Source organism: Micromonospora sp. DT41 (assembly GCF_049841715.1).
GTDB lineage: Bacteria > Actinomycetota > Actinomycetes > Mycobacteriales > Micromonosporaceae > Micromonospora > Micromonospora profundi.
Genome location: NZ_JBNCKU010000025.1, coordinates 14,371 through 36,647, shown reverse-complemented (window position 1 = coordinate 36,647; position 22,277 = coordinate 14,371). Strand labels below are relative to the sequence as shown.

19 protein-coding genes and 1 tRNA gene are annotated in these 22,277 nt (G+C 72.2%); 1 reads left to right on the top strand and 19 read right to left on the bottom strand.

Annotated features, from left to right (window positions below):
• Nucleotides 1–651 precede the first annotated feature (651 nt).
• From ACLQ23_RS29570 to ald, 10 genes are all read right to left on the bottom strand, one after another.
• Nucleotides 652–1,608, bottom strand: coding sequence for a tyrosine-type recombinase/integrase (locus ACLQ23_RS29570; protein ID WP_425881420.1), 957 nt, complete (start codon nt 1,606–1,608; stop codon nt 652–654).
• Nucleotides 1,609–1,724: 116 nt separating this feature from the next.
• A tRNA-Pro gene (locus tag ACLQ23_RS29565) sits at nt 1,725–1,798 on the bottom strand.
• 188 nt (nt 1,799–1,986) lie between these two features.
• A complete protein-coding gene (gene der, locus ACLQ23_RS29560; RefSeq protein WP_377674119.1) occupies nt 1,987–3,393 on the bottom strand; it encodes a ribosome biogenesis GTPase Der in 1,407 nt (468 codons plus the stop codon).
• Nucleotides 3,390–4,070, bottom strand: coding sequence for a (d)CMP kinase (cmk, locus tag ACLQ23_RS29555; protein WP_355595815.1), 681 nt, complete (start codon nt 4,068–4,070; stop codon nt 3,390–3,392). Before cmk ends, der begins: the two co-directional genes overlap by 4 nt.
• A gap of 194 nt (nt 4,071–4,264) precedes the next feature.
• Nucleotides 4,265–5,035, bottom strand: coding sequence for a pseudouridine synthase (locus ACLQ23_RS29550; RefSeq protein WP_425881391.1), 771 nt, complete (start codon nt 5,033–5,035; stop codon nt 4,265–4,267).
• A complete protein-coding gene (gene scpB / locus ACLQ23_RS29545; RefSeq protein WP_425881390.1) occupies nt 5,022–5,996 on the bottom strand; it encodes an SMC-Scp complex subunit ScpB in 975 nt (324 codons plus the stop codon). The genes ACLQ23_RS29550 and scpB overlap by 14 nt, the downstream gene beginning before the upstream one ends.
• Nucleotides 5,989–7,119 carry a segregation/condensation protein A gene (locus tag ACLQ23_RS29540; protein WP_425881389.1) on the bottom strand — a complete coding sequence of 377 codons (1,131 nt, stop codon included), beginning with the start codon at nt 7,117–7,119 and terminating at the stop codon, nt 5,989–5,991. Before ACLQ23_RS29540 ends, scpB begins: the two co-directional genes overlap by 8 nt.
• A 41-nt stretch (nt 7,120–7,160) precedes the next feature.
• Entirely contained in the window at nt 7,161–8,084 is a 924-nt protein-coding gene (locus tag ACLQ23_RS29535; protein WP_088990243.1) for a ParA family protein, read from the bottom strand.
• A 181-nt stretch (nt 8,085–8,265) separates the two neighbouring features.
• A complete protein-coding gene (locus ACLQ23_RS29530; RefSeq protein WP_425881419.1) occupies nt 8,266–9,249 on the bottom strand; it encodes a site-specific tyrosine recombinase XerD in 984 nt (327 codons plus the stop codon).
• A 21-nt stretch (nt 9,250–9,270) separates the two neighbouring features.
• Nucleotides 9,271–10,386, bottom strand: coding sequence for an alanine dehydrogenase (gene ald, locus ACLQ23_RS29525; RefSeq protein WP_425881388.1), 1,116 nt, complete (start codon nt 10,384–10,386; stop codon nt 9,271–9,273).
• Between the two features lie 217 nt (nt 10,387–10,603).
• On the opposite strand from ald, the gene ACLQ23_RS29520 reads away from it, so the two are divergent.
• Complete coding sequence (locus ACLQ23_RS29520; RefSeq protein ID WP_355595805.1) at nt 10,604–10,936, top strand: TM2 domain-containing protein; 333 nt, start codon at nt 10,604–10,606, stop codon at nt 10,934–10,936.
• A gap of 80 nt (nt 10,937–11,016) precedes the next feature.
• On the opposite strand, the gene ACLQ23_RS29515 is transcribed toward ACLQ23_RS29520, so the two are convergent.
• The 9 genes from ACLQ23_RS29515 to steA all read right to left on the bottom strand — a co-directional run bounded on the left by ACLQ23_RS29515 (nt 11,017) and on the right by steA (nt 22,181).
• Entirely contained in the window at nt 11,017–11,622 is a 606-nt protein-coding gene (locus ACLQ23_RS29515; protein ID WP_355595803.1) for an NUDIX hydrolase, read from the bottom strand.
• Nucleotides 11,619–13,370: a CTP synthase gene (locus ACLQ23_RS29510; RefSeq protein WP_355595802.1), complete on the bottom strand. Its 1,752-nt coding sequence runs from the start codon at nt 13,368–13,370 to the stop codon at nt 11,619–11,621. Before ACLQ23_RS29510 ends, ACLQ23_RS29515 begins: the two co-directional genes overlap by 4 nt.
• 163 nt (nt 13,371–13,533) lie before the next feature.
• Nucleotides 13,534–16,149, bottom strand: a complete 2,616-nt coding sequence (locus tag ACLQ23_RS29505; RefSeq protein WP_425736091.1) for a hypothetical protein — start codon at nt 16,147–16,149, stop codon at nt 13,534–13,536.
• The gene (locus ACLQ23_RS29500; protein ID WP_355595798.1) at nt 16,149–17,315 is read right to left on the bottom strand and encodes a glycosyltransferase family 4 protein; all 1,167 of its coding nucleotides are present in this window, start codon (nt 17,313–17,315) and stop codon (nt 16,149–16,151) included. The genes ACLQ23_RS29505 and ACLQ23_RS29500 overlap by 1 nt, the downstream gene beginning before the upstream one ends.
• A 31-nt stretch (nt 17,316–17,346) precedes the next feature.
• Nucleotides 17,347–19,041 (bottom strand): murein biosynthesis integral membrane protein MurJ, encoded by a 1,695-nt coding sequence (gene murJ / locus ACLQ23_RS29495; protein WP_425736090.1) that lies wholly within the window; start codon nt 19,039–19,041, stop codon nt 17,347–17,349.
• A gap of 1 nt (nt 19,042) precedes the next feature.
• Nucleotides 19,043–19,909, bottom strand: a complete 867-nt coding sequence (locus ACLQ23_RS29490; protein WP_425736089.1) for a hypothetical protein — start codon at nt 19,907–19,909, stop codon at nt 19,043–19,045.
• Nucleotides 19,906–20,034, bottom strand: coding sequence for a hypothetical protein (locus tag ACLQ23_RS29485; RefSeq protein ID WP_425736088.1), 129 nt, complete (start codon nt 20,032–20,034; stop codon nt 19,906–19,908). Before ACLQ23_RS29485 ends, ACLQ23_RS29490 begins: the two co-directional genes overlap by 4 nt.
• Nucleotides 20,031–20,975, bottom strand: coding sequence for a copper transporter (locus ACLQ23_RS29480; RefSeq protein WP_053657223.1), 945 nt, complete (start codon nt 20,973–20,975; stop codon nt 20,031–20,033). Before ACLQ23_RS29480 ends, ACLQ23_RS29485 begins: the two co-directional genes overlap by 4 nt.
• A gap of 27 nt (nt 20,976–21,002) precedes the next feature.
• Nucleotides 21,003–22,181: a putative cytokinetic ring protein SteA gene (gene steA / locus ACLQ23_RS29475; protein WP_425736087.1), complete on the bottom strand. Its 1,179-nt coding sequence runs from the start codon at nt 22,179–22,181 to the stop codon at nt 21,003–21,005.
• Nucleotides 22,182–22,277 lie beyond the last annotated feature (96 nt).

Genomic DNA, 22,277 nt, shown 5'->3' with positions numbered 1-22,277 from the left:
CGTTCGGCGTTGAGGCAGGACTGTGGCTCGCGGTTCGAGGGTCACCCAAGGATCCCACCATCGGGGTATCCACGCGCTGCCCGAGTGCTCAGGCTTCGCGACAGGCCCTCACCGAGGTGGCGTATACCCAGATCCGTTAATGGTCGATCCGGCGAGACGGCCTGCCGAGTTTCCCGTTCGGCTGAACCTTGCTCACCGCCCACCGAGGGTCCGGGCTGGCCATCCCATCCCATTGAACCGGTGCTGCCGTGCCGGATCGTGTCCTCGTCGGCTCGAACGAGGCGGGCGAATCGCCCGGCACCGTATTCCCTCCCGGGAGGACGCGAGCACGACCATGGTCCGCCGTAGTCGGATCAGTGAACCGAGCTCCGGCGGGTGATTTCCAGCAGCTACTGATCTTCCTGGTCGCCGAGCCGCCGCACGCGTACTGGATCTGCCACCGCCACAGCCCGGCAACCCTGACGCCGGCCGGCAGGCAGGCCACAACCTGACTCGGCGTGCATGGATCCTCTACCGATGGGAGGGCCGCCCCAACCGTCGCCGATGACCACCACCGTTCGCGCGACCTCTAACTCGGTTCAGGTCCGCCGATCGACGACGAGGACAACGGGGTCGGCCAGCCCGTACTCGGATCGACCGTGTTGCCCGCGTCTACACCCCTTCCCCGATGCCCAGTTGCACCTGGATCTCCTGCGCCCGTTCGGCCGCCGCGCTGGCGCCGTAGTGCCGGGGCATGTCCTCCGAGGTCCAACCCAACAGCAGCATCAGGTCGCCGGTGTTCCCGCCGGCACGCTTCCACTCGTGGGCGAAGTTGTGCCGCCAGCGGTGAGCGTGCACGTTCGCAACGCCCGCGGCGAGACCCAGCCGCTTCAGGCGAATCTTGATGCCGTTGGCCGCCAACCTCCGGCCACCGCGGTCGGCGAGCCACAGATCCGGCAGCTCCGAACCCTTGTGCTTGCCTCGCGCCCGTAGGTAGCGGCTGATCGCCCGGGCCGTCTTCGGCCCGAATCGCACCCGGCGGTCCTTGGCACCCTTGCCGTGGTAGTGCACCGACTCCGTGTTCAGGTCGACGTCATCGAGCAGCAGGTTGCCGACCTCCGACAGACGCGCTCCGGTGTTGTAGTACAGGCGAATGATCGCCTCGTCGCGCAGGTGCGGGAAGGTCTTGCCCTTGCAGGCGTCGAGGAGCTTCTTCGTGTCCTCGTCGCGGATGATCGGGATCAGCTTCTGTGGAGTCTTGGGCTGCCGAACCCGATCCATCGGAGAACGGTCGATGTCCTCCTCGACCAGCAGCCACTTGAAGAACTGCTGCAGACCTTTGTGCTTGTTCAGCGCGGTCGACGCGGACCGGGTCTCGATCATCCACGCCTGAAACGCCTCCGCATGTCCCCGGGTCACCTCGGTGGGGTCCTCCGCGGCATCGACGGCATCAGGGTCGGGCGAGTGCTCGGCCAGGTAGCGGGCCAACTGTGCCGCGGCGAGGAGGTAGTTGTACCGGGTCGTCTCCGGGTAGTTGCCCGCCCGCAGCGTCCGGTCCCAGTCCCGCAGGTATCCCGCCCAGGTCGAGGACAGGTCGGTGGTGAGCTTGTTCAGGTCCAGTAGAGCCATGTCGGTCACCCGTCGAGTCAAGGGGTCGATAAGCGGCGTGCTCGACCTCGACGAACCACCATGAACACAAAAAAGAGGGTTTCCACAGGCTCTGACCTGTGGAAACCCTCTCGCTGTCGGGACGGCCGGATTCGAACCGACGACCCCTTGACCCCCAGTCAAGTGCGCTACCAAGCTGCGCCACGTCCCGCTCTCGCGAGGTCTCCCCTGCGACAGCCGGTACAGCTTAGCGCAGCTCCCGCCGCCCGTCCGCACAGACCCCACCCGGTTCAACTCGGCACTGAACCACCACACAACCCCTACAGCGTCCTAGGAGGGTGGGGTAAAGAAAATGCCGGATGGGCATACCCGCCCATCCGGCATTTCTGGGGAACAGCGTCAGCCGTGCGCCTTGCCCCGGCCGCCGGGGCCGAGCTTCTTGCGGGGGCGGACGGAGATCTCGATGGGGCTGCCCTCGTACCCGAATTCCTCGCGGAGCTTGCGCTCGACGAAGCGCTGGTAACCGGCGTCCAGCGGCCCGGTGGTGAAGAGCACGAACCGTGGCGGCGCCACCCCGGCCTGGGTGGCGAACAGGATGCGCGGCGCGCGTCCACCGCGTACCGGGTGCGGGGTGGCCTGCACCAGCGCGGTCAACCACTGGTTGAGATGCGCGGTCGGCACCCGGGTCTCCCAGCTGGCGAGCGCCTTGTTCAGCGCCGGGGCCAGCTTGTCCACCGCACGGCCGGTCATCGCCGACAGGTTCAGCCGGATCGCCCAGGGGATGCGGCGCAGCTCCCGGTCGATCTCCTTGTCCAGGTAGTACCGACGGTCGGCGTCGACCAGGTCCCACTTGTTGAAGGCGATGACGAGCGCCCGGCCGGCTTCGGTCACCATCGACAGGATCCGCTGGTCCTGTTCGCTGATCGGCTCGCTGGCGTCCAGCAGGACGACTGCCACCTCGGCGGCGTCGATGGCCCCCGCGGTACGCAGGCTCGCGTAGTACTCGGTGCCGCTTGCCTTGCCGACCCGCTTGCGCAGCCCGGCGGTGTCCACGAGCTGCCAGGTCTGGCCGCCGATCTCGACGAGGCTGTCGACCGGGTCGACTGTGGTGCCGGCGACCGAGTCGACGACCGCCCGGTCTTCACCGGAGAACCGGTTGAGCAGGCTGGACTTGCCCACGTTCGGGCGGCCGACAAGCGCCACCCGACGCGGCCCGCGCGGCCGGTTCTCCACGATCGTCGGCGCCTCGGGCAGCGCGGCGAGGATGGCGTCCAGCAGGTCGCCGGAGCCGCGCCCGTGCAGCGCCGAGACGGGGAACGGCTCGCCGAGGCCGAGTGACCACAGCGACGTGGCCTCCATCTCGATGGAGGTGTTGTCCGCCTTGTTGGCCACCAGGATCACCGGCTTGGCGCTGCGGCGCAGCATCTTCACCGCTGCCTCGTCCACGTCGGTGGAGCCCACCATCGCGTCGACGACGAACAGCACCACGTCGGCGGTGACCACCGCGATCTCGGCCTGCGCCGCGATGGCCGCGGCGCGGTCCTTCGCGTCGGGCTCCCAGCCCCCGGTGTCCACCACTGTGAACGCCCGGCCGTTCCACTGGGCGTCGTACGGCACCCGGTCCCGGGTCACCCCGGGGACGTCCTCGACGACCGCCTGCCGGCGACCGATGATCCGGTTGACAAGCGTGGACTTGCCCACGTTGGGACGGCCGACGACGGCCACCACCGGCTGCGGGCCGGTGGGTTCCTCGACGGCGACGTCGGGCTCACGCAGCTCGACCCACCCTGCGCCGTCGCTACTCATGCCACCCCCCGCTCGGCGAGCAGGTCACGCAGCCGCACGACGACCTCGTCGATGCCCAACTCGGTCGTGTCCAGCACGACGGCGTCCGGCGCCTGCGCCAACGGGTTGACCTTGCGGGTCGAGTCGAGCCGGTCCCGGCGGGCCAGGTCGGCAGCGGTGGCCGCCACGTCGGCGGCGTCCTCGGCGCTGCGCCGGGCAGCGCGGGCCGCCTCGGAGGCGGTCAGGAAGACCTTCAGGTCGGCGTCCGGCGCCACGACCGAGCCGATGTCGCGGCCCTCGACCACCATCCGGCCGGCGTTGACGATCATTTCGCGCTGCCGGGCGACAAGCAGCTCACGGACCGCCGGCACCGCGGCCACGGCGGAAACCGCCCCGGTCACCTCGGTGCCACGGATGTCCGTGTCGACGCTCACGCCGTCGACTGTCACGCCGTACCCCTGGGGGTCGGTGCCGATGCGCAGGTCCACCTCGCCGGCGACCTTGGCCACCGACGCGGCGTCCGTGAGATCCACGCCGGAGCGCAGCACGGCCCAGGTGACCGCCCGGTACATGGCACCCGTGTCCAGGTAGCGCGCACCGATGCCGGCGGCGAGCCGCCGCGACACGGTGGACTTACCCGAACCGGACGGCCCGTCCACAGCGACCACACATCGCCCGGTCCGTACGTTTTCCTCCACCGTGTCCTCCTCAGCCCGTACCTCACGGATCGCCCGGTGATTCGGCGCCGCAAGCGGTTGTCAATCGTCATCAATCATGCCCGGGCCCTCTGGTGGGCCCGCGCGCGAAGCCGCCGGAGGCGACCCACGCCACCCGGGCGACCGCGTCCCGGCCGTTCCGCAGCCTACCGGCTGCCGTACCCCGAACCTGGGGGTCAGTCACCCACCGCGTGGAACAGCGCGGCGACCTCCGCGTTGGTCAAGCGCCGGAGACGCCCGGTGCGCAGGTCGCCCAACCGGATCGGCCCGATTGAGGTACGCACCAGCCGGGTGACCGGGTGCCCGACCTCGTCCATCAACCGGCGGACGATGTGTTTGCGGCCCTCGTGCAGGCTCAGTTCCACCTGAGCGCTCTTGCCCAGGGTGCCCACCACCTTGAACGAGTCGACAGTGACCGGCCCGTCCTCCAGCTCGACGCCTGCGAGGAGTCGCTTGCTCAGGTTGCGCGGAAGCGGCCCGACCACCTCGGCCAGGTACGTCTTCAGCACCTCGTACGAGGGGTGCATGAGCTTGTGCGCGAGGGTGCCGTCGTTGGTGAGCAGCAGCAGGCCCTCGCTGTCGGCGTCGAGCCGCCCGACGTGGTAGACCCTCTGGTCCAGCCGCCTACCGATGAAGTCGGCAAGCTCGTTGCGGCCCTTGTCGTCCGCCATGGTGGTGACCACCCCGCGCGGCTTGTTCATCGCCACATAGACCAGGCGGGTGTCGACCTGGAGGCGTTCGCCGTCGACGTGGATCACGGCGATGGCCGGGTCGACCTTGTCGCCGAGCTTGGCAACGCGCCCGTCGACAGTGACGCGGCGGCGGAAGATCAGATCTTCGCAGGCGCGCCGGGAGCCCACGCCGGCGGCGGCGAGCACCTTCTGCAGGCGCTCCGCCCCCTCGAAGACGGGAGCATCGGGTTTCGGGGAACGGTTATCGGGTCGCATCAGCAAGCTCTTCTACGTCGTCGGGCAGGAAGGGGGCAAGGGGCGGCAGCTCGTCGACGGTGTTCAGCCCGAGCTTCTCCAGGAACAGCGTGGTCGTCCGGTAGAGGAAGGCCCCGCTGTCAGGTTCGGTGCCGCACTCCTCGACCAAGCCTCGGGTGACAAGCGTACGGATGACGCCGTCGCAGTTGACACCCCGGATGGCCGAGATCCGCGACCGCGTCACCGGCTGCTTGTAAGCGACAACGGCCAGAGTCTCCAACGCCGCCTGGGTCAGTCGCACGGACTGCCCGTCCAGGACGAACCGCTCGACGTACGTAGCGTATTCCGGCCGCGTGTACAACCGCCAACCGCCGGCCGCCCGGCGCAGCTCGAACCCGTGCCCCGCGGCCGTGTAGCCGGCGGCGATCTCGTCGAGCATCGGCCCGATCCGCTCGGCCGGCTGCTCCAGCACCTGCGCCAGGACCAGCTCACTGACGGGCTCGTCCACCACCAGCAGGATCGCCTCCAGCGCGCCGCGCATCTCGGCGTCGGACAACTCCGGCGCGGGCTGCGTGACAGCCGTCACCCGCCGCCGCCCCACCGGGCCGTCCCGCCGGGGTACGCCCCGAGCACCGCCCAACTCCCCCGCACCCGACTCGCCCGCCGGCTCACCGGCACCAGGCTCGCCGGCACCAGGCTCACCCGAGATCTTGGAAAAATTCGGCCCTGGGAGGGGCGGTTCGCTTCCAAGATCTTCCGGGGCCATCGACGGGGCGGTGACGGACGCGGGTTCGGGCCGATTGGTGGCGCGTTCTTCGCCTCGCTCGTCGGGTTCGGCGGCGGCGGGAGACTCGACCGCTTCGGGGGTGCCTGGAGACTCGACGGCCTCGGAGGTGGGAGCCGGTTGGCGAGGGCGCTCCCATGGGGGGATCCAGGCGGCGGCCTGGTCGGCCAGGGAGTCCCGACGCTGCTCGTCACTCATGCCGCTCGCCCTCCATCGTTCCCGTCCGGTCCACTCCCCCGGCCTCCCCCGCCCGCCCCAGCTCCAGCACGAGACCGCGCTCCCCCTCGGGACCGGCCTCCAGCACGGAAGCAGGCTCCCCCTCAGGAGCAGGCTCCAGCACGGAAGCGGACTCCCCGCCGACAGCGGGCTCCGGCACGGAAGCAGGCACCGGCACAGAACCGGGCTCCGGCACGGGAGCAGGCTCGGGGTCGGCGGGGGTGCCTGCGTACTCGTCGACGTGCAGCTCGGTTTCGCCGTCGACCGGGCCGGTCCAGCGCACCGTCAGCTCCTCAAGTGCCTGCTCCTGTACGAAGGACACCAGGCCCTCCCGGTAGAGCTCCAGCAGCGCCAGGAACCGCGCCACCACCTCCAGAGTCGCCTCGCAGTCGGCGCAGAGCAGCGAGAACGTCGCCGTGCCAGCCCGGCGCAGCCGGGAGGCGAGGATCGCCGCGTGTTCCCGGACGCTGACCCGGACCATGTGCACGTGGGCGATGGAGACCTCCGGCACGGGTTTCGGGGTCATCGCCTTGACGGCCAGCTTCAGCAGCCGCTGCGGGCCGATGCCGAGCACCAGGTCGGGCAGCGCCTCGGCGTAGCGGGGTTCCAGGCTGACCGCCCGCGGATACCGCCGGCCGCCCACTGCCTCCAACTCGGCGATGTGCGCCGCCGCCTCCTTGTACGCCTTGTACTGCAGCAGCCGGGCGAAGAGCAGGTCCCGGGCCTCCAGCAGGGCGAGGTCGGCCTCGTCCTCCACCTCGGCGGAGGGCAGCAGCCGGGCCGCCTTCAGGTCGAGCAGGGTCGCGGCGATGAGCAGGAACTCGCTGGCCTCGTCCAGGTCCCACTTGTCGCCCATGGCCCGGATGTAGGCGATGAACTCGTCGGTGACCGTGTGCAGTGCCACCTCGGTGACATCGAGCTTGTGTTTGCCGATGAGTTGCAGCAGCAGGTCGAACGGGCCGGTGAAGTTGGCCAACCGCACGGTGAACCCGGAGGCCTCGGCGGTGGGGAGCACACCGTCGACCTCGGCGGCCAGTTCGGCGGCGACCGCCGGGGCGGTGGCCTCGTGCGGCCCGGCCGGCGGGTCGAGGGGTGGCGCGGTCACCGGACGACCGTAGTGCACGAAGCGGGCACGGGGTGTTCCGGCTACCGCTCCGACTGGGCGGCGATCACCTCGCGGGCCAGCTGACGGTAGTTGCGCGCGCCGGACGACGCCGGATCCATAGTGGTGATGGGAGCACCGGCCACGGTGGACTCGGGGAACTTGACCGTCTTGGTGATGACCGTCTGGTAGACCTTGTCGCCGAACGCTTCCACGACCCGCTGCAACACCTGACGGCAGTGGGTGGTGCGGCTGTCGTACATGGTGGCGAGGATGCCTTCGAGTTCCAGGTCGAAGTTGAGCCGCTCACGCACCTTGTCGATGGTGTCCAGCAGCAGTGCCACACCGCGCAGGCTGAAGAACTCGCATTCGAGGGGGATGAGCACGCCGTGCGCGACGGTCAGCGCGTTGATCGCCAGCAGGCCGAGTGACGGCTGGCAGTCGATGAGGATGTAGTCGTACTCCTTGCGCACCGAGCGGAGCACCCGGGCGAGGGCCATCTCGCGGGCGACCTCGTTGACGAGCTGGATCTCGGCGGCGGACAGGTCGATGTTTGCCGGCAGCAGGTGCAGGCCCGCCACGTCGGTCTTGATGAGGACGTCCTCGGCGGTCACGTCGTCCTGCATGAGCAGGTTGTAGACGGACAGGTCGAGGTTGTGCGGGTTGACCCCCAGCCCCACCGAGAGCGCGCCCTGCGGGTCGAAGTCGACGAGCAGCACCTTGCGGCCGTACTCGGCGAGCGCCGCGCCCAGGTTGATGGTGGTGGTGGTCTTGCCGACGCCGCCCTTCTGGTTGGCCATCGCGATGATGCGCGCCGGGCCGTGCCGGTCGGTAGGCATCGGCTCGGGGATGGGCTTGCGCATCGTGTAGGCAGCCGGGTCCGCAGGACCCAGGTCCGCGCCGAGCGTGGCCTGCTGCTCGCGGAGCTCCGACGTCCAGGTCTCGGCACGGTCACCGTTGCCAGCCATGTCCTCGTTGCCCCCTCCCGACGACCCACCCGGCGTCGGAGCCGTCCGACGTCCTTCGCGGCGCCGCTGCGCACCCCGGTCGTATCGCTCCAGGAGGTCCGCGCCGATGCCGACTGTACGCCACCGACCAGCAGGGCGTTCGGCACCGGCCCGGCGTGTCGGGCCGACCGCTGCCAGGGTTTCAGCCGAGGGCGCGCGGGTGGGCGGTGGCGTACACCTCGCGCAGTCGCTCGACGGTGACCAGCGTATAGACCTGGGTGGTGGTCACCGAGGCGTGCCCGAGCAGTTCCTGGACGACCCGCACGTCGGCGCCGCCGTCGAGCAGGTGGGTGGCATACGAGTGGCGCAGTGTGTGCGGGGACACCGCTGCCGGCCCGTCGACCGGCAGGCCGGCCCGTCCGGCGGCGCGACGCAGGATCGCCCAGGCGCCCTGCCGCGACAGCGCTCCCCCGCGCGCGTTGAGGAAGACCGCGGGGGTGCCCCGGCCCACGGCGGCCAGGCCGGGGCGGGCGCGGACCAGGTAGGCGCGGACCGCCTCGACGGCGTACCCGCCGATCGGCACCAGCCGCATCCGGCCGCCCTTGCCGCGCAGCAGCACCGTGCCCTCGTCGGTGTCGAGGTCGTCGATCGCGGCGCCGATCGCCTCGGAGATCCGCGCGCCGGTGCCGTACAGGAACTCCAGCAGCGCCCGGTCGCGCAGTGTGAGGGGCGCGTCGTCGCCGGTCGCGGTGACCGGGCCGGCGGTCTCCAGCAGCCGGACCACGTCGTCGACGGGCAGCGCGCGGGGCAGCCGGCGGGGCGGGGCGGGTGGGCGGAGGTCGCGGCTGGGGTCGGCCCCGGCCAGCCCTTCGCGCAGCGCGAAGCGGTGCAGGCCGCGGACCGCGCTGGCCGCGCGGGCGGCGGACGACACCGCAAGGGGCGGGTGCGCGTCGTCGCCGGCGCGCAGGCGGGCCAGGTGCGATTCGACGACCCCGGGGCCGACCGACGCGAGGTCGGCGATGCCGGCGGCGGCCAGCGTCGTGAGGTAACGGTCCAGATCCCGGCGGTACGAGGCGAGGGTGTTCGCGGACAGGCCACGTTCCACTGTGAGGTGGTCGAGGTAGCCGCGGACGGCACGGCGCAGGGCCGGCGCGGGCTCGTCGCCAGCGCCGGCCCTGGCCGCGATGCCGGTCAGTACGCCACCGTTCTAGGCCAGCGCGTCGGCCAGCGGGAGCACGTCCATGCCGTGCGCCTCGGCGACCGGCCCGTAGGTGACCTTGCCGTCGTGGGTGTTGAGGCCCAGCGCCAGCGCCGGGTCGTTGCGCAGCGCCTCGCGCCAGCCGTTGTTCGCCAACTCCAGGGCGTACGGGAGGGTGACGTTGGTCAGCGCGTACGTGCTGGTGTTCGGGACCGCGCCGGGCATGTTCGCGACGCAGTAGAAGATCGACTCGTGCACCTTGTAGACCGGGTCGGCGTGCGTGGTCGGACGTGAGTCCTCGAAGCAGCCGCCCTGGTCGATGGCGATGTCGACGAGCACGCTGCCCGGCTTCATCCGGGAGACCAGCTCGTTGGAGATCAGGGTCGGGGCCTTCGCGCCGGGCACCAGCACCGCGCCGATGACCAGGTCGGCGTCGAGCACGGCCCGCTCCACCTCGTACGCGTTGGAGGCGACGGTCTGCAGGTGCCCCCGGTAGATGGCGTCGGCCTGACGCAGCCGGGCGACGTTCTTGTCCAGCAGCAGCACCTCGGACTGCAGACCCAGCGCGATGGCGGCGGCGTTCATGCCGGAGACCCCGGCGCCGATCACCACGGTCTTGGCCGCGTACACGCCGGAGACACCACCGGGCAGCACACCCCGCCCGCCGCCGGTACGCATCATGTAGAAGGCGCCCACCTGCGGGGCGAGCCGGCCGGCGACCTCGGACATCGGGGCGAGAAGCGGCAGCGACCGGTCGGGCAGCTCGACGGTCTCGTACGCGATGCCGGTGACCTTACGGTCGATGAGCGCGTCGGTGCACTCCTTGGAGGCGGCCAGGTGCAGGTAGGTGAAGAGCACCTGACCTTCGCGCATCCGGTGGTACTCCTCGGCGATCGGCTCCTTGACCTTGAGCACCAGCTCGGCGGCGTCCCACACCTCGTCGGCGGTGGCCAGGATCTTCGCGCCCGCCGCCGCGAACTCGTCGTCGATGATGCTGGAGCCGACTCCGGCGCCGGATTCGACGAAGACCTGGTGGCCGCTGCGGGTGAACTCGTTGACGCCCGCGGGCGTGATCGCCACGCGGTACTCGTGGTTCTTGACCTCGCGTGGGATTCCGACCTTCACGATGCAGACACCTCTCTTCGGGGCTGCGTCCCCCGACTGCTCGGTGCCGCGACGGCCCCATTGCCGCCACGGTTCACCGGTCCCGTCGGCGGCAGTCTAGGCGCGCCCGGCCCCACCGAAAGCCAGCACTGTGGCATCCGGTGGTCGGGTGTCCTGACGGTGTGTCAGGGCACCTACCAGAGGCCGGCGGTGCGACCCCACCTCAGCCGTCAGGACAGTGTTCGCCATTATCGTCCCATCTGGCGGGCGCGCCTGCGGACAGCGGCCGAGTGGATCACTAATGTGTCCGCCCATGACAACTCCTCCATACCAGCCCGGCTACGGCCCGGGCCTGTCCGACAAGAGCAAGGTCGTCGCGGGCATCCTCGGCATCCTGCTCGGCACCTTCGGTGCCGGTCGGTTCTACACCGGGCACACCAAGATTGCTGTGCTCCAGCTCGTGGTCAGCATCGTGACCTGCGGCGTCGGCGCGCTCTGGGGCGTCATCGACGGCATCATGATCCTGGTGAACGGCGGCACCGACGCACAGGGCCGCCCGCTGCGCGACTGACCCACCGCACCAACGTGAGAGGGGCCCCGCGGCTGACCGCGGGGCCCCTCTTTCGCGTACCCCCGGAAGGGTTTGCGGGATCAGCGTGGCAGCGGCGTGTCCGCCCGGCGCAGCGCCGAGAAGCCGGTGTCCCGGGCGCGGGCCGCGGCCAGCAGACCGGCCACCGCGGACGCGTTGGTGATCTCGCCGGCCAGGACCATGCCGACCGCCTCGTCCAGGTCCATCCGGACGATCTGCAGGTCGGCCTCCTCGTCGCGGCGCTCGTGGCGCTCGTTGGCCGGCACGTCGGCCAACTCCCGGGCGAGGTAGACCCGGACCAGCTCGTTGGTGAACCCCGGCGAGCTGTGCAGGTCGACGAGCACGTCGATCCGCGCGGCCGTGAGGTCGGCCTCCTCGGCCAACTCCCGCAACGCGGCGGCCGGCAGCTCCTCACCGGAGACGTCCATCAACCCGGCCGGCAGCTCCCACAGGTGCCGCCCGACCGGGTGCCGGTACTGCCGGATCAGCACCACCTGGCCGGCGTCGTCGAGCGCCACCACCGCCACCGCGCCGACGTGCCGCACGATGTCCCGCAGCGCGGTCCCGCCGCCGGGCATCGTCACCTCATCGGTGACCACGTCGAAGATGCGGCCCCGGTAGTGCTCGTCGCGGGAGCGCACCTCGTAGCGGTGCTCCAGAGCGCTCACGACGCGGACGCGGCCTTGGTCGCGGCGCCGTTGCGGGCGGCCTTGCGCGTCGTGGGGGCCTCCCCCGCCGGGTCCAGGTCGACAGGCAGCTGGTCGGCCTGCGAGTACGCCACAGCGGCCTTCACGAACGAGGCGAACAGCGGGTGCGGCCGGGTGGGGCGGCTCTTCAGCTCCGGATGCGCCTGGGTGGCCACGAAGAACGGGTGCAGGCTCCGGTCCAGCTCGATGAACTCGACGAGCCGGCCGTCCGGCGACGTGCCGGAGATGTGCAGACCCGCCTTGGTCAGCGCGTCCCGGTAGGCGTTGTTGACCTCGTAGCGGTGCCGGTGCCGCTCGCTGACGTCCGTGTCGCCGTACGCCTCGGCCACGAGCGAGCCCTCGGTAAGCGTGGCCGGGTACGCCCCGAGCCGCATGGTGCCGCCCAGGTCGCCCTTGCCGGCGACGATGTCCTCCTGGTCGGCCATCGTGGCGATCACCGGGTGCGCGGCCTGCTCGTCGAACTCCAACGAGTTGGCGCCGTCCAGGCCGGCGAGGTGCCGGGCCACGTCGATGGTCATGCACTGCAGACCGAGGCAGAGGCCGAGCAGCGGGATGCCGTTCTCGCGGGCGTACCGGGCGGTGCCGATCTTGCCTTCGATGCCGCGTACGCCGAACCCGCCCGGGATGAGGATGCCGTCCACGCCGGCCAGGGCCGCCGCGGCGCCGGCCGAGGTGACGCACTCGTCGCTGGGCACCCAGCGCAGCTGCACCCGGGCCCGGTGACCGAAACCGGCCGCCCGGATCGCCTCGCTCACCGACAGGTACGCGTCGGGCAGGTCGACGTACTTGCCGACCACCGCGACGGTCACCGTGTGCCGAGGGCGGTGCACCCGCTCCAGCAGGTCGTCCCAGCTGGTCCAGTCCACGTCCCGGAACGACAGGCCGAGCCGGCGCACCACGTACGCGTCGAGGCCCTCGCGGTGCAGCACCTTCGGAATGTCGTAGATGCTCGGCGCGTCCGGTGCGGCGACGACCGCCTCCCGGTCGACGTCGCAGTAGAGCGACAGCTTCTCCTTGAGCTTCTCCGGGATCTCCCGGTCGCAGCGCAACACGATGGCGTCCGGCTGGATGCCGATGTTGCGCAGCTGCGCCACGGAGTGCTGGGTCGGCTTGGTCTTCAGCTCGCCCGACGGCGCCAGGTAGGGCACCAGCGAGACGTGCAGGTAGAAGCAGTTGTCCCGGCCCAGGTCGTGGCGGACCTGGCGGATCGCCTCCAGGAACGGCAGCGACTCGATGTCGCCGACAGTGCCGCCGACCTCGGTGATCACCACGTCCGGCACGACGCCGTCGTCGTCCGGGTCGGCCATCGCCAGGATCCGCGACTTGATCTCGTTGGTGATGTGCGGGATGACCTGGACGGTGTCACCCAGGTATTCGCCGCGCCGCTCCTTGGCGATCACGTCGGAGTAGATCTGGCCGGTGGTGACGTTCGCCTTGCCGGACAACGCCCGGTCCAGGAACCGCTCGTAGTGCCCGACGTCGAGGTCGGTCTCAGCGCCGTCCTCGGTGATGAAGACCTCGCCGTGCTGGAACGGGTTCATCGTTCCCGGGTCGACGTTGAGGTAGGGGTCGAGCTTCTGCATCACCACGCGCAGACCGCGCGCGGTCAGCAGATTGCCGAGGCTGGAGGCGGTGAGGCCCTTGCCCAGCGAGGAGGCGACGCCCCCGGTGACGAAAATGTGCCTGGTCGTCCGTGCTGATGGGGCCAAGGCCTGCTCCCGTGTCGTCTGTCGCGGTCATGCAGACCGCCGTGCTCGATCACCAAAGTGATCACGCGATCCACGGGATTCCACGGTAACACCTCTGCCGCGGGTAGTCGCAGGCCGCACCCCGGGCGGGCCACCACCGGGTCACCACGACGACGCCCGGTGCTCAGGGCGCGGCAACCTCCGTCGATCCTCTGTCGGTTCGCGCCTGCGGCGCGGTGTCGCTCGGCACCCGCTGCGCGGGGGCCACCGGCGACGCCAGCGCGCCCTCTGCCAGGCGGTCGCCAGGCGGCGCATCCTCTGCCGGGTGGTCGCCGGGCGGCCGTGCGTCGCCGCCGGCCCCGTCCGGGCCGGGATGCGCCGGCCCGTCATCCGCCGCGGGTTGCGGCGGTCCTTCCGTCAGGGCGGCGTGCGCCGGCCCGTCATCCGGGGCGGGGTGCGCCGGGCCGTCGTCCGGGGCGGCGCTGGGCGGCGGTGTGACGGACCGTGGTGGGCCGGCGGGCGGCGCGCTGGGCGGCGGTGTGACGGACCGTGGTGGGCCGGCGGGCGGCGCGCTGATCGGCCGGGGATGACCGGCTCCGAGCGGTCCTCCGCCGCCGGTCGGGCCGTCGCTCCCGCCGGCCGGGCCGGCGCCGCCGGAGCCGCGTTCGTCGTCGGCACCGTCGTCACGGGTACGGCCCGTGCCGGGGCGGGTGCGGTCCGCGGCGTGCCCGAGAACCCGCAGCGACGCCAGCGCGGCCATCGGCACCACGAGGGCGGTGGCCGCGCCGGCCACGTCCAACGCCGCGCCGTCGAGCAGGCCACCGAGCACCGCCGCGACAGCGGTGCCGGCAAGCGCGGCCCGTACCGCCGGGTAGATGCCGAACAGCCGCATCAGCCCACCCCAGGGCTGCATCAGGGCGAACCACACCACGAGCGCGCCGACCAGGGCCAGCACTGTCAACGGGCTGTTCACGAACGTCTCGAAGTTCGCGGTGCTGGAGCGGTGCACGGTAAAACCGCCGGTGCCGTCGCCCACTGCGGACAGGAACCGGCCCAGGCTGCCGCGTTCCGCCGCCGGACGGCGCAGGTCCACCACGGCGAAGCCGATCCCGACGGCCAGGGCTGCCATGGCGGCCCACGCCAGGCGGCTGATGGTCAGCCAGCCACCGGCGCTGATCACCGCGGCAACGCTCAGGCCGGCCGTCAACGCGATGGCCCCGACCGGATCGGCGCCCAGGTACGGGCTGCCGACCACCACGACGGCGAGGCCACCCACGGCGACCATCACCGCCGGCCGCCAGCCACGGTGCACCCGCTGGGCGAGCCAACCGCCGGTCAGCAGGGCACCGGCGAGGAACACTCCCAGCCCGACAGTGCTCAGCCCGGAGTACCGGCCGCCCTGCAACGCCGAGTAGCCCACCACGCCGTTGAGTTGCAGGCGGGCTCCGGTGAGCACGTCCAGCCCGACGACAAGTGTGGTGAGGCCGGCCGCCGCGCCGAACGGGCCGAGCGTGTTCGCGTACCCGGGGGCGAACCTGACCGCCGCCGTGCCGCCGGCCACCAGCAGCGCCGTGACCCCCGCGAAGATCCACCCGGGGTGCTCGCTACGCCACCAGGGGACGGCGTCGGCGAGCAGCGCGGCCGGCACTGTCAGCGCCGCCGCGACAAGCAGCACCTCCACCACCGCCACGACCCGCGGGGACGCCGGGGTCGGGCCTGCCGGTCCGGCGTGCGGGCGGGCCCTGCGCAGCAACGGCAGCACCGCCAGGGCCAGCAGCACCTGCACCCCGGCGAGCAGCGTGAAGAACCTGCCGGACACGGTCCGCTGGGCGGCTGCCTCCCGGTCGGCGTCGGCCGGAGCGTTGATCGCGGCGGTGAGGTCGCCGGTGCGTTCACCTGTGCTGACGGCGGGCCGGCCGAGGAAGAGCCGCTCCGGCATCGGCCGGCCCAGAGCGGCCAACGCCGTCGGCGCGAGGTCGACAAGTTGCAGGTAGCCGTCGCGGCCGGTGCTGGCCGAGGTGAGCCAGCCGCGTTCCCAGCCCGGCCCGTCGGCGACCGCCACGTGCAGCCGTGACGGCTGCTCGGTGTCGGAGATCCCGGCGACGAGCACCAGCGACTGCGGTGGCCGGGCGGCCAGCACCCGGGCCAACTGGGCGTCGGCCGCCCGTGCCTGCTCGGCACGCGCCGTCGGCTCGGCCCCGTCCACGGTGCCGAGGTCGACGATGCTCAGCACGCACGAGCCGAGCAGCGCACTCGGATCGGCGGGCAGCCCCGCGGCGTACCTGTCGACCCGGCCGAACGGTCGGGCTGCGGCGACGGCCGCGCCCGGACCAACAGCGACCGAGCAGCGCACCGACTCCGACAGCGAGCCGGGCACGGTGCCCCAGGGCAGCCGCTGCTGGTTGTACTGGACCACGCTCTCCTGGTCGGGCAGGTTCGCGCCGATCCCGTCCGGTTGCTCCACCGTCACCCCGACAGGCGGGCACCCACCGGCGGGCCGGCTGCCGTTCCACCCGGCGAAGCTGCCCGCTCCCAGCGTCAGCCAGCCGTCCACCGGGCAGGTGGGCCGGTGCGCCGAGCGCACCGACAGCGAGCCGATCGAGCCGTCCTGGGCCATCCGCCACAGCGTCGGGGTGCTCTCCGGGCTGACGTCCTCCCAGCGCAGCCCCGCGACGCCGACGACCACCACGAAGTCCGCCGTGCGCTGCGGAGTGCCCTGCGGCGGCCGGGCCGCCAGCGCGGCGACGCCCAGCGCCACCACGAGCACCGTCAACAGTGCGGGCGCGAGTCGGCGCAGCATCACCGGTGTCCCGTCATCGGCGCGTCGGAGCCCGGAGCCGCCCGACCTGCGGGTTCCGCAGCCAGTTCGGCGTACAGGGCCGCCAGCACGGCGACCGTGTCGGCCTCGGTGGGCCACGTCGCGGCCCGCTCGGTGCCGCGCCGGGCCAAGTCGGCGTGCGCCTGCGGGTCGTCAAGCAGCGCGCGTACCGCCGCGTCGACCGCGTCGACGTCACCGGCGGGGACCAGCGCGGCGGCGTCGCCGACCAGTTCCGGCAGGCCACCCACATCGGTGGCGACAAGGGGTACGCCGGCCCGCATCGCCTCCTGGGCGAAGAGTTGGCGGGCCTCCCAGTCGCTTGTCACCACGGCCAGGTCGGCGCCGGCGAGCAGGTCGGCGACGTCGGTGCGGTGCCCCAGCAGGGTCACCGGTGCGCGGGCCGCGGAGGTCCGGGCGGCCAGCGGCAGGTACGCCGGGCCGCTGCCGGCGATCACCACGACCGGCGGCGGGGTACGCGTGCGCCAGCGGGCTGCGGCGTCGATGAGCACGTCGTAGCGTTTCTGCGGGTGCAGCCGGCCGACGGAGACGATCAGCGGCTGGTCCGGGCGTACGCCGAACTCGGCCCGCACGGCGGCGCGACGGCGACCCGGGGCGGGCAGTGTGGGGGCGGCGACCGGGGCGAGGCGGGCGTCGGTGGCGCCCAGCGCGACGGCCCGCTGCACCAGGTCCGTGGAGGCGCCGAGGGCCACCCGGGCGCCCCGGGCCACCATCCGCTCGACGAGGCGGGACACCCCGCCGCGCAGGCCACCGGCGAGCACCGCGTTGTGCCAGGTGACGACAAGCGGCGCGCTCGGGCGGGCCAGTACGGCGACCAGTCCGGCGCGCAGACCGTGCGCGTGCACCACGTCCACCCGGGCGGCGGTCAGGGCGCGCCGCAGGGCGAGCACCGCGCGGGCGTCGGCCGGGGTGGGGCTGGCCGGGATCTCCACCGGCGTGAAGCCGGCGCCCACGCCGGTGAAGTCGAACTGCTCCTGGGTCGCCGCCGGCCCGCAGACCACTACTGTGGCGCCGCCCGCGACGAGCCCGCGTGCCAGCGAGCGGACGTGTTGGCCGACCCCGCCGGTGCTGGAGGCCAGCAGCAGCGCGACCGTTCCCGACCAGCCGGCGGGCAGGCTGGGCTCCGTCATCGCGACCCCCGTCGGTCCCCGTTTCCAACGCTCACCGAACCGCCGTCTCCTTCCCGTCGCCCCGCTCCGGGGGGATCGTGTCCGGCGTCGACGTGCCGGCCCGGTCCCGTGCTCCCCGTCGGCGGAGCCGACGCGCCACCCCGTGCAGCAGCGGCCGTACGTCCCGGCGGTCGACGAACCAGACCACGACGAGGAACACGACACCGACCAGAACTCCGGACAGCATGCCCTGACCGAGTGCCGCGGCCATCGTCGGGGTGCCGTCGCCGGCCGACTGGAGCAGTCGGCTCAGGCCCAGCCCGGCGAGGGCGGCGAGCACCCCGGCCAGCACGCCGGCGGTTCCGGCGCGGGCCGCGCCCGCAAGCGCCGGACGGCCCGCGCTGCGCAGTACCGCCGCGACCAGCAGCGCCCCGAGCAGCAGCATGCCGACCGAGTTGGCTGCCGTCACCGCGAGCACCCGGTCCCGCAGCGGCAGCAGCGCGCCCAGCAGCAGGACGGCGGCGGGGACGGCCAGCCAGCCGACCGCTGTGGCGATGGTCGCCGCGCGGGTCTCGCGCCGGGCGTAGAGCGCCCGGGTGAGCACCGCGAACAGGCCGTAGCCGAGCAGGCCGGGCGCGAAGCCGATGATCGCTGCGGCGGCGGTCGGCGCGGTGGCGGCGGGGAAGAAGAAGTGCCCGACCGGCCCGGCGGTGCCGATCAGCGCGGCCGCGCCGAGGCAGCCGAAGAGCAGCACGCCACGGACCGCCGGGGCCAGGGTCGCCCGGTAGGTGTCCTCGTCGCCGGTGGCCTGGGAGGCGACAAGGGTCGGGTACGCCGCCACCGCGAGGGGCACTGCCAGCACCGCCCACGGCAGCAGGTAGACGGTCTGGGCCAGGTTGTAGACGCCCGGGTTGGTGGCGGCGCCGTAGGTGACCTGGTTCAGGCTGACGATCAGGGCGACCTGCTGGGAGGCGACGGCGACCGCGCCGGCCACCGCCAACCCGCCGATCCTGCTCCGCGCGTCGGTGGGGAACCCGAAGCCGGGTCGCAGCCCCAGCCGGAGCCGGCGGACCGGGATCAGCAGCGACAGCGACAGCACCACCACGCCGAGGGTGGTGCCCGCCGACAGCAGCAACTCCCCGTCGGCGCTGACGCCGCCGACGGTGGCCAGCCGGCCCTGGGTGGCGGTGAACGCCAGGTAGACGACGATCACGGTGAGGCTGGACAGCAGCGGGGCCAGGACCGGCCAGGCGAAGCGGCGGTGCGCCTGGAGCACCCCGGTGAGCACGATGCCGATGCCGTACAGCGGCAGCTGCGGTGCGAAGACCCGCAGCATCCGGGCGCCGCTCTGCTGCTGGGCTGCGGTGAGGCCGTCGCCGAGCGTCCCGATCAGCGGCCCGGCGAACAGCACCACGAGCAGCGCGAGCGGCACCAGCAGGGCAAGCGTCCAGCTCAGCAACGCGCCGGTGGTCCGTGCCACAGCCGTCCGGTCGCCGGCTTCGACCGCCCCCGCGAGCAGCGGCACGACAAGGCTGGCCAGTGCCCCACCGGCGACGATCTCGAAGATGAAGTTCGGCACCGCGTTTGCCACCACGTAGGCGCCGCCGAGGTCGGTGGGGGCCAGGCTCCAGGTGAACACGGCGGTACGGCCGAAGCCGGCGAGCCGGCTGAGCACGGTGAGGACGGCGATGAGCGCGGCTGCCCCGGCCAGCCGGCCGGCGCCGGCGAGGGGTGCCGGTCTGGTCACGTCAGTCGGCGCGCCGGCCCAGTGCGTCGAGCTCCCGCAGCCCCGGCGTCGACTGGATCACCGACGTGAAGCTGACCTTCTCGCTGGCGGCGGTGAGACCGGCGAGCACGGCCAGCAGCCCGGCACGGCCGAGCGGGCCGGTACGCGCGGCGAGCGCGACACCGAGCAGCGCGCCGAGCGCGTTGGCGCCGCTGTCGCCGAGCATGACGTCCTCGGCGAGGTCGTCGTGGAGCAGGCCGGCGGCGGCACCTGCCGCGCCCGAGGCGATGCCGCCGTGCGGGCCACCGGTCAGTGGCGCGGCGAGCAGCAGCCCGGACTTGAGAGCCCGTCCTGGCCGCAGGTCGAGCAGGTTGAGCAGGTTGGCGGTGCCGGCGATCACTCCGGCGCCGAGCAGCACGTCGACGCCCCTGCCGAACACACCGTGGCGCTGCCGGCGCGGGTGCGCGGCGACCCGGGGGTCGGCGGCGAGCAACGCGGCGGCCCCAAGGCCTGCGGCGCCCACCCCGACGACCTTGACCATGCCGGCGGTGACCCGCCCCTCGCGCAGCGCGGCGAGGTGCCCGGCGAAGCCCTTTGCGGCCTTCTGCTCCGGCCGCGAGCCCACCACGTCGTCGTAGAGCCCGACGCCGCCCGCGCCGAGACCGGCGACCAGGGCGGCACCGCCGGAGGCGGCGCTCGTGGCACCGAACGCGCCCACTGCGGACGCGCCGGCGGCGAGCGCCGGCCCGGCGGCCAGGGTCACCGTCCGGCCCCGGAAGTTTGTGCGCTCCAGCGCGGGCCCGACCGGTGCGGTGCGCACCTCCCGCAGCGCGTACCGGGCGGCGGCGGCACCGGCCCCGGCGATCAGCAGCCGGCCCAACGCCTTCACGCCACCACTCCGCTGCGCTCGGCGGCGGCGTCGGCCGCCGCAGTACCCCGCCTCAGAATCACGTGCTGCGCTCGCTCGCGCACCACCTCGGCGGTTACGGACATGCGGGTACGTCGTTCGCTCACTGGGGCAGTCTAGGCAACAGGCCGGAGGTGGCGTTGTCTCCGACGCCGTACTGGCCGGCCTTCTTCTCGGTGAGCTGCTCTGCCAGGGCGAGGCTGCTGACGAACTGGCCCTGCACGGTGTTGGCGTTGTCGACCGTGGAGATGGTCTGCGACAGCACCGGGTCGCCGCGCACCACCGCCACGACGTTGCCACCGGCGGAGCCGTTGCCGCTGACCACAATCGATCCGGTCCGGTCGAACTGCTCGGCGATCTTGACCACCGACTCGTCGCGCCGGTCGGAGTCCTTGTCGACGTACGGCTGGCCGCTGACCACGACGACGCCCTCCGCCGGCCCGGTGACCTTGTTGTTGTCGGTGGTCAGGTAGCCGGCGTTGTTGTACGCGGCGAGCACCGCCCGCCGGTCGGCGTCGCTGACCGGCGTGGTGCCCTGTGGCCGGTCCAGCAGGACGCTTGCCAGCAGCGCGCTGGACGTCTCCACGCCGTGCCCGTTGCCGGGCAGCCCGGTGGTCTGCGCGGTCGGGCGGGCGGCGGTGACGGCCAACTCCAGCAGGTTGGAGTTGTTGTCCGGGTTGATGAACTTGTCCTGGAGGTCGACGCGGCCGGTGATGGTGGCACCGGCCTGCTGGAGCTTCTTGAGCACGGCCTCGGTGTGGTCGCGGCCGTTGGGAAGGCTCAGCACCACGACCCGGCGACCGGTGAGGGTGCCCGGCAGGACGACCTGGGACACCTGCTCGGCGAACTCCTCTTCCAGCGCGAGCTGCTTCTCCATGCTGTTGACCTGCTGACGCCACTGCTGGTTGTCCTTGCGCAGCCCGGTGACCTGCGCCTCAAGTGAGTCGGCAACCGGGCCGTTGAGGGCGGCTGTGCCGACCACCAGGCCGATCGCCAGAGCCAGGAACACCGCGGTGAGGGACACCACGTGGTAGCGGAAGTTGATCACGCTTGCAGCCTCTTGATCGGTCGGGAACTAGAAGAGCCGGTACAGCTGGAACACGAAATTGTCCCACCACTCGGCGACCACGCCCAGGTACGCCTTACCGACTGTAGAGACGGCCACCGCCGAGGCCATCGCTGCGATCGCCGAGAGCACCAGCAGCAACAGCGACGAGCCGGAGATGCTCTGCCGGTAGAGCCGGCTCACACCCTTGGCGTCGACAAGCTTGCCGCCGACCTTCAGCCGGGTCAGGAACGTCGAGGCCATTCCGCCGCGACCCTTGTCGAGGAATTCGACGAGTGTGGCGTGGGTGCCGACGGCGACCAGCAGCGAGGCGCCCTTCTCGTCGGCCAGCAGCATGGCCAGATCCTCGCTGGTCGCCGCGGCCGGGAAGGTGATCGCCGGCACACCGAGGCCGTTGACCCGGGGCAGGCCGGGCGCCCGCCCGTCCGGGTAGGCGTGCACGATCACCTCGGCGCCGCAGCGCAGCACGTCGTCGGTGACCGAATCCATGTCCCCGATGATCATGTCGGGCGTGTATCCGGCCTCGACGAGCGCGTCGGCCCCGCCGTCCACGCCGATCAGCACCGGCTTGAACTCCCTGATGTACGGGCGCAGCACGTCCAGGTCGGCCTTGTAGTCGTAGCCGCGCACCACGATCAGGCAGTGCCGACCCTGCATCTGGGTCTCGATGTCCGGGACGCCCACGCCGTCGAGCAGCAGGTCGCGTTCCTGGCGCAGGTAGTCCATCGTGTTGGCGGCGAACGCCTCCAACTGCACCGACAGGCCCTCCCGGGCATCGGACATCGCCTTGGCGACCGACTCGGCGTCCTGCAGGGTGCCGTGCGCGACCGGCTCGTCACCGGCGTACACCGTGTTGCCCTCGATGCGGACCTGGTCGCCCTCGCGGATCTGCTCGAAGACGCCCTCCCCCAGGTCGTCCAGGAGTGGGATGCCGGCGGCGATCAACACCTCGGGCCCGAGGTTGGGATAGCGGCCGGAGACCGACGGCTTGGCGTTGAGCACCGCACCGACACCGACAGCTACCAAAGAATCGGCAGCGACCCGGTCCAGGTCGACATGGTCGATGATCGCGATGTCACCCGGGCGCAGCCGGCCGACCAGGCGCTTTGTCCGGCGGTCGAGGCGCGCGGTGCCGAGGACTCGGCCCGGCTCCGTGTTTCGGTTCCGGCGCAACGTGGGTAGACGCATCGTGACCATCCTGGCATGTGAGGCAGGCTTTTCTGTCGCGACATGCCTGAGCAGGGCCGCCTACCCAGGGAAGCACACACCGGCACAAGCCGGTGT

Bases quoted from the DNA above. Each gene is read 5' to 3' on its own strand.
- ACLQ23_RS29550 (WP_425881391.1), bottom strand. From the start codon at position 5,035: ATGCGACCCGATAACCGTTCCCCGAAACCCGATGCTCCCGTCTTCGAG.
- steA (WP_425736087.1), bottom strand. From the start codon at position 22,181: ATGCGTCTACCCACGTTGCGCCGGAACCGAAACACGGAGCCGGGCCGA.
- ACLQ23_RS29500 (WP_355595798.1), bottom strand. From the start codon at position 17,315: ATGACGGAGCCCAGCCTGCCCGCCGGCTGGTCGGGAACGGTCGCGCTG.
- ACLQ23_RS29505 (WP_425736091.1), bottom strand. From the start codon at position 16,149: ATGCTGCGCCGACTCGCGCCCGCACTGTTGACGGTGCTCGTGGTGGCG.
- ACLQ23_RS29535 (WP_088990243.1), bottom strand. From the start codon at position 8,084: ATGGCTGGCAACGGTGACCGTGCCGAGACCTGGACGTCGGAGCTCCGC.
- der (WP_377674119.1), bottom strand. From the start codon at position 3,393: ATGAGTAGCGACGGCGCAGGGTGGGTCGAGCTGCGTGAGCCCGACGTC.
- scpB (WP_425881390.1), bottom strand. From the start codon at position 5,996: ATGAGTGACGAGCAGCGTCGGGACTCCCTGGCCGACCAGGCCGCCGCC.
- ACLQ23_RS29570 (WP_425881420.1), bottom strand. From the start codon at position 1,608: ATGGCTCTACTGGACCTGAACAAGCTCACCACCGACCTGTCCTCGACC.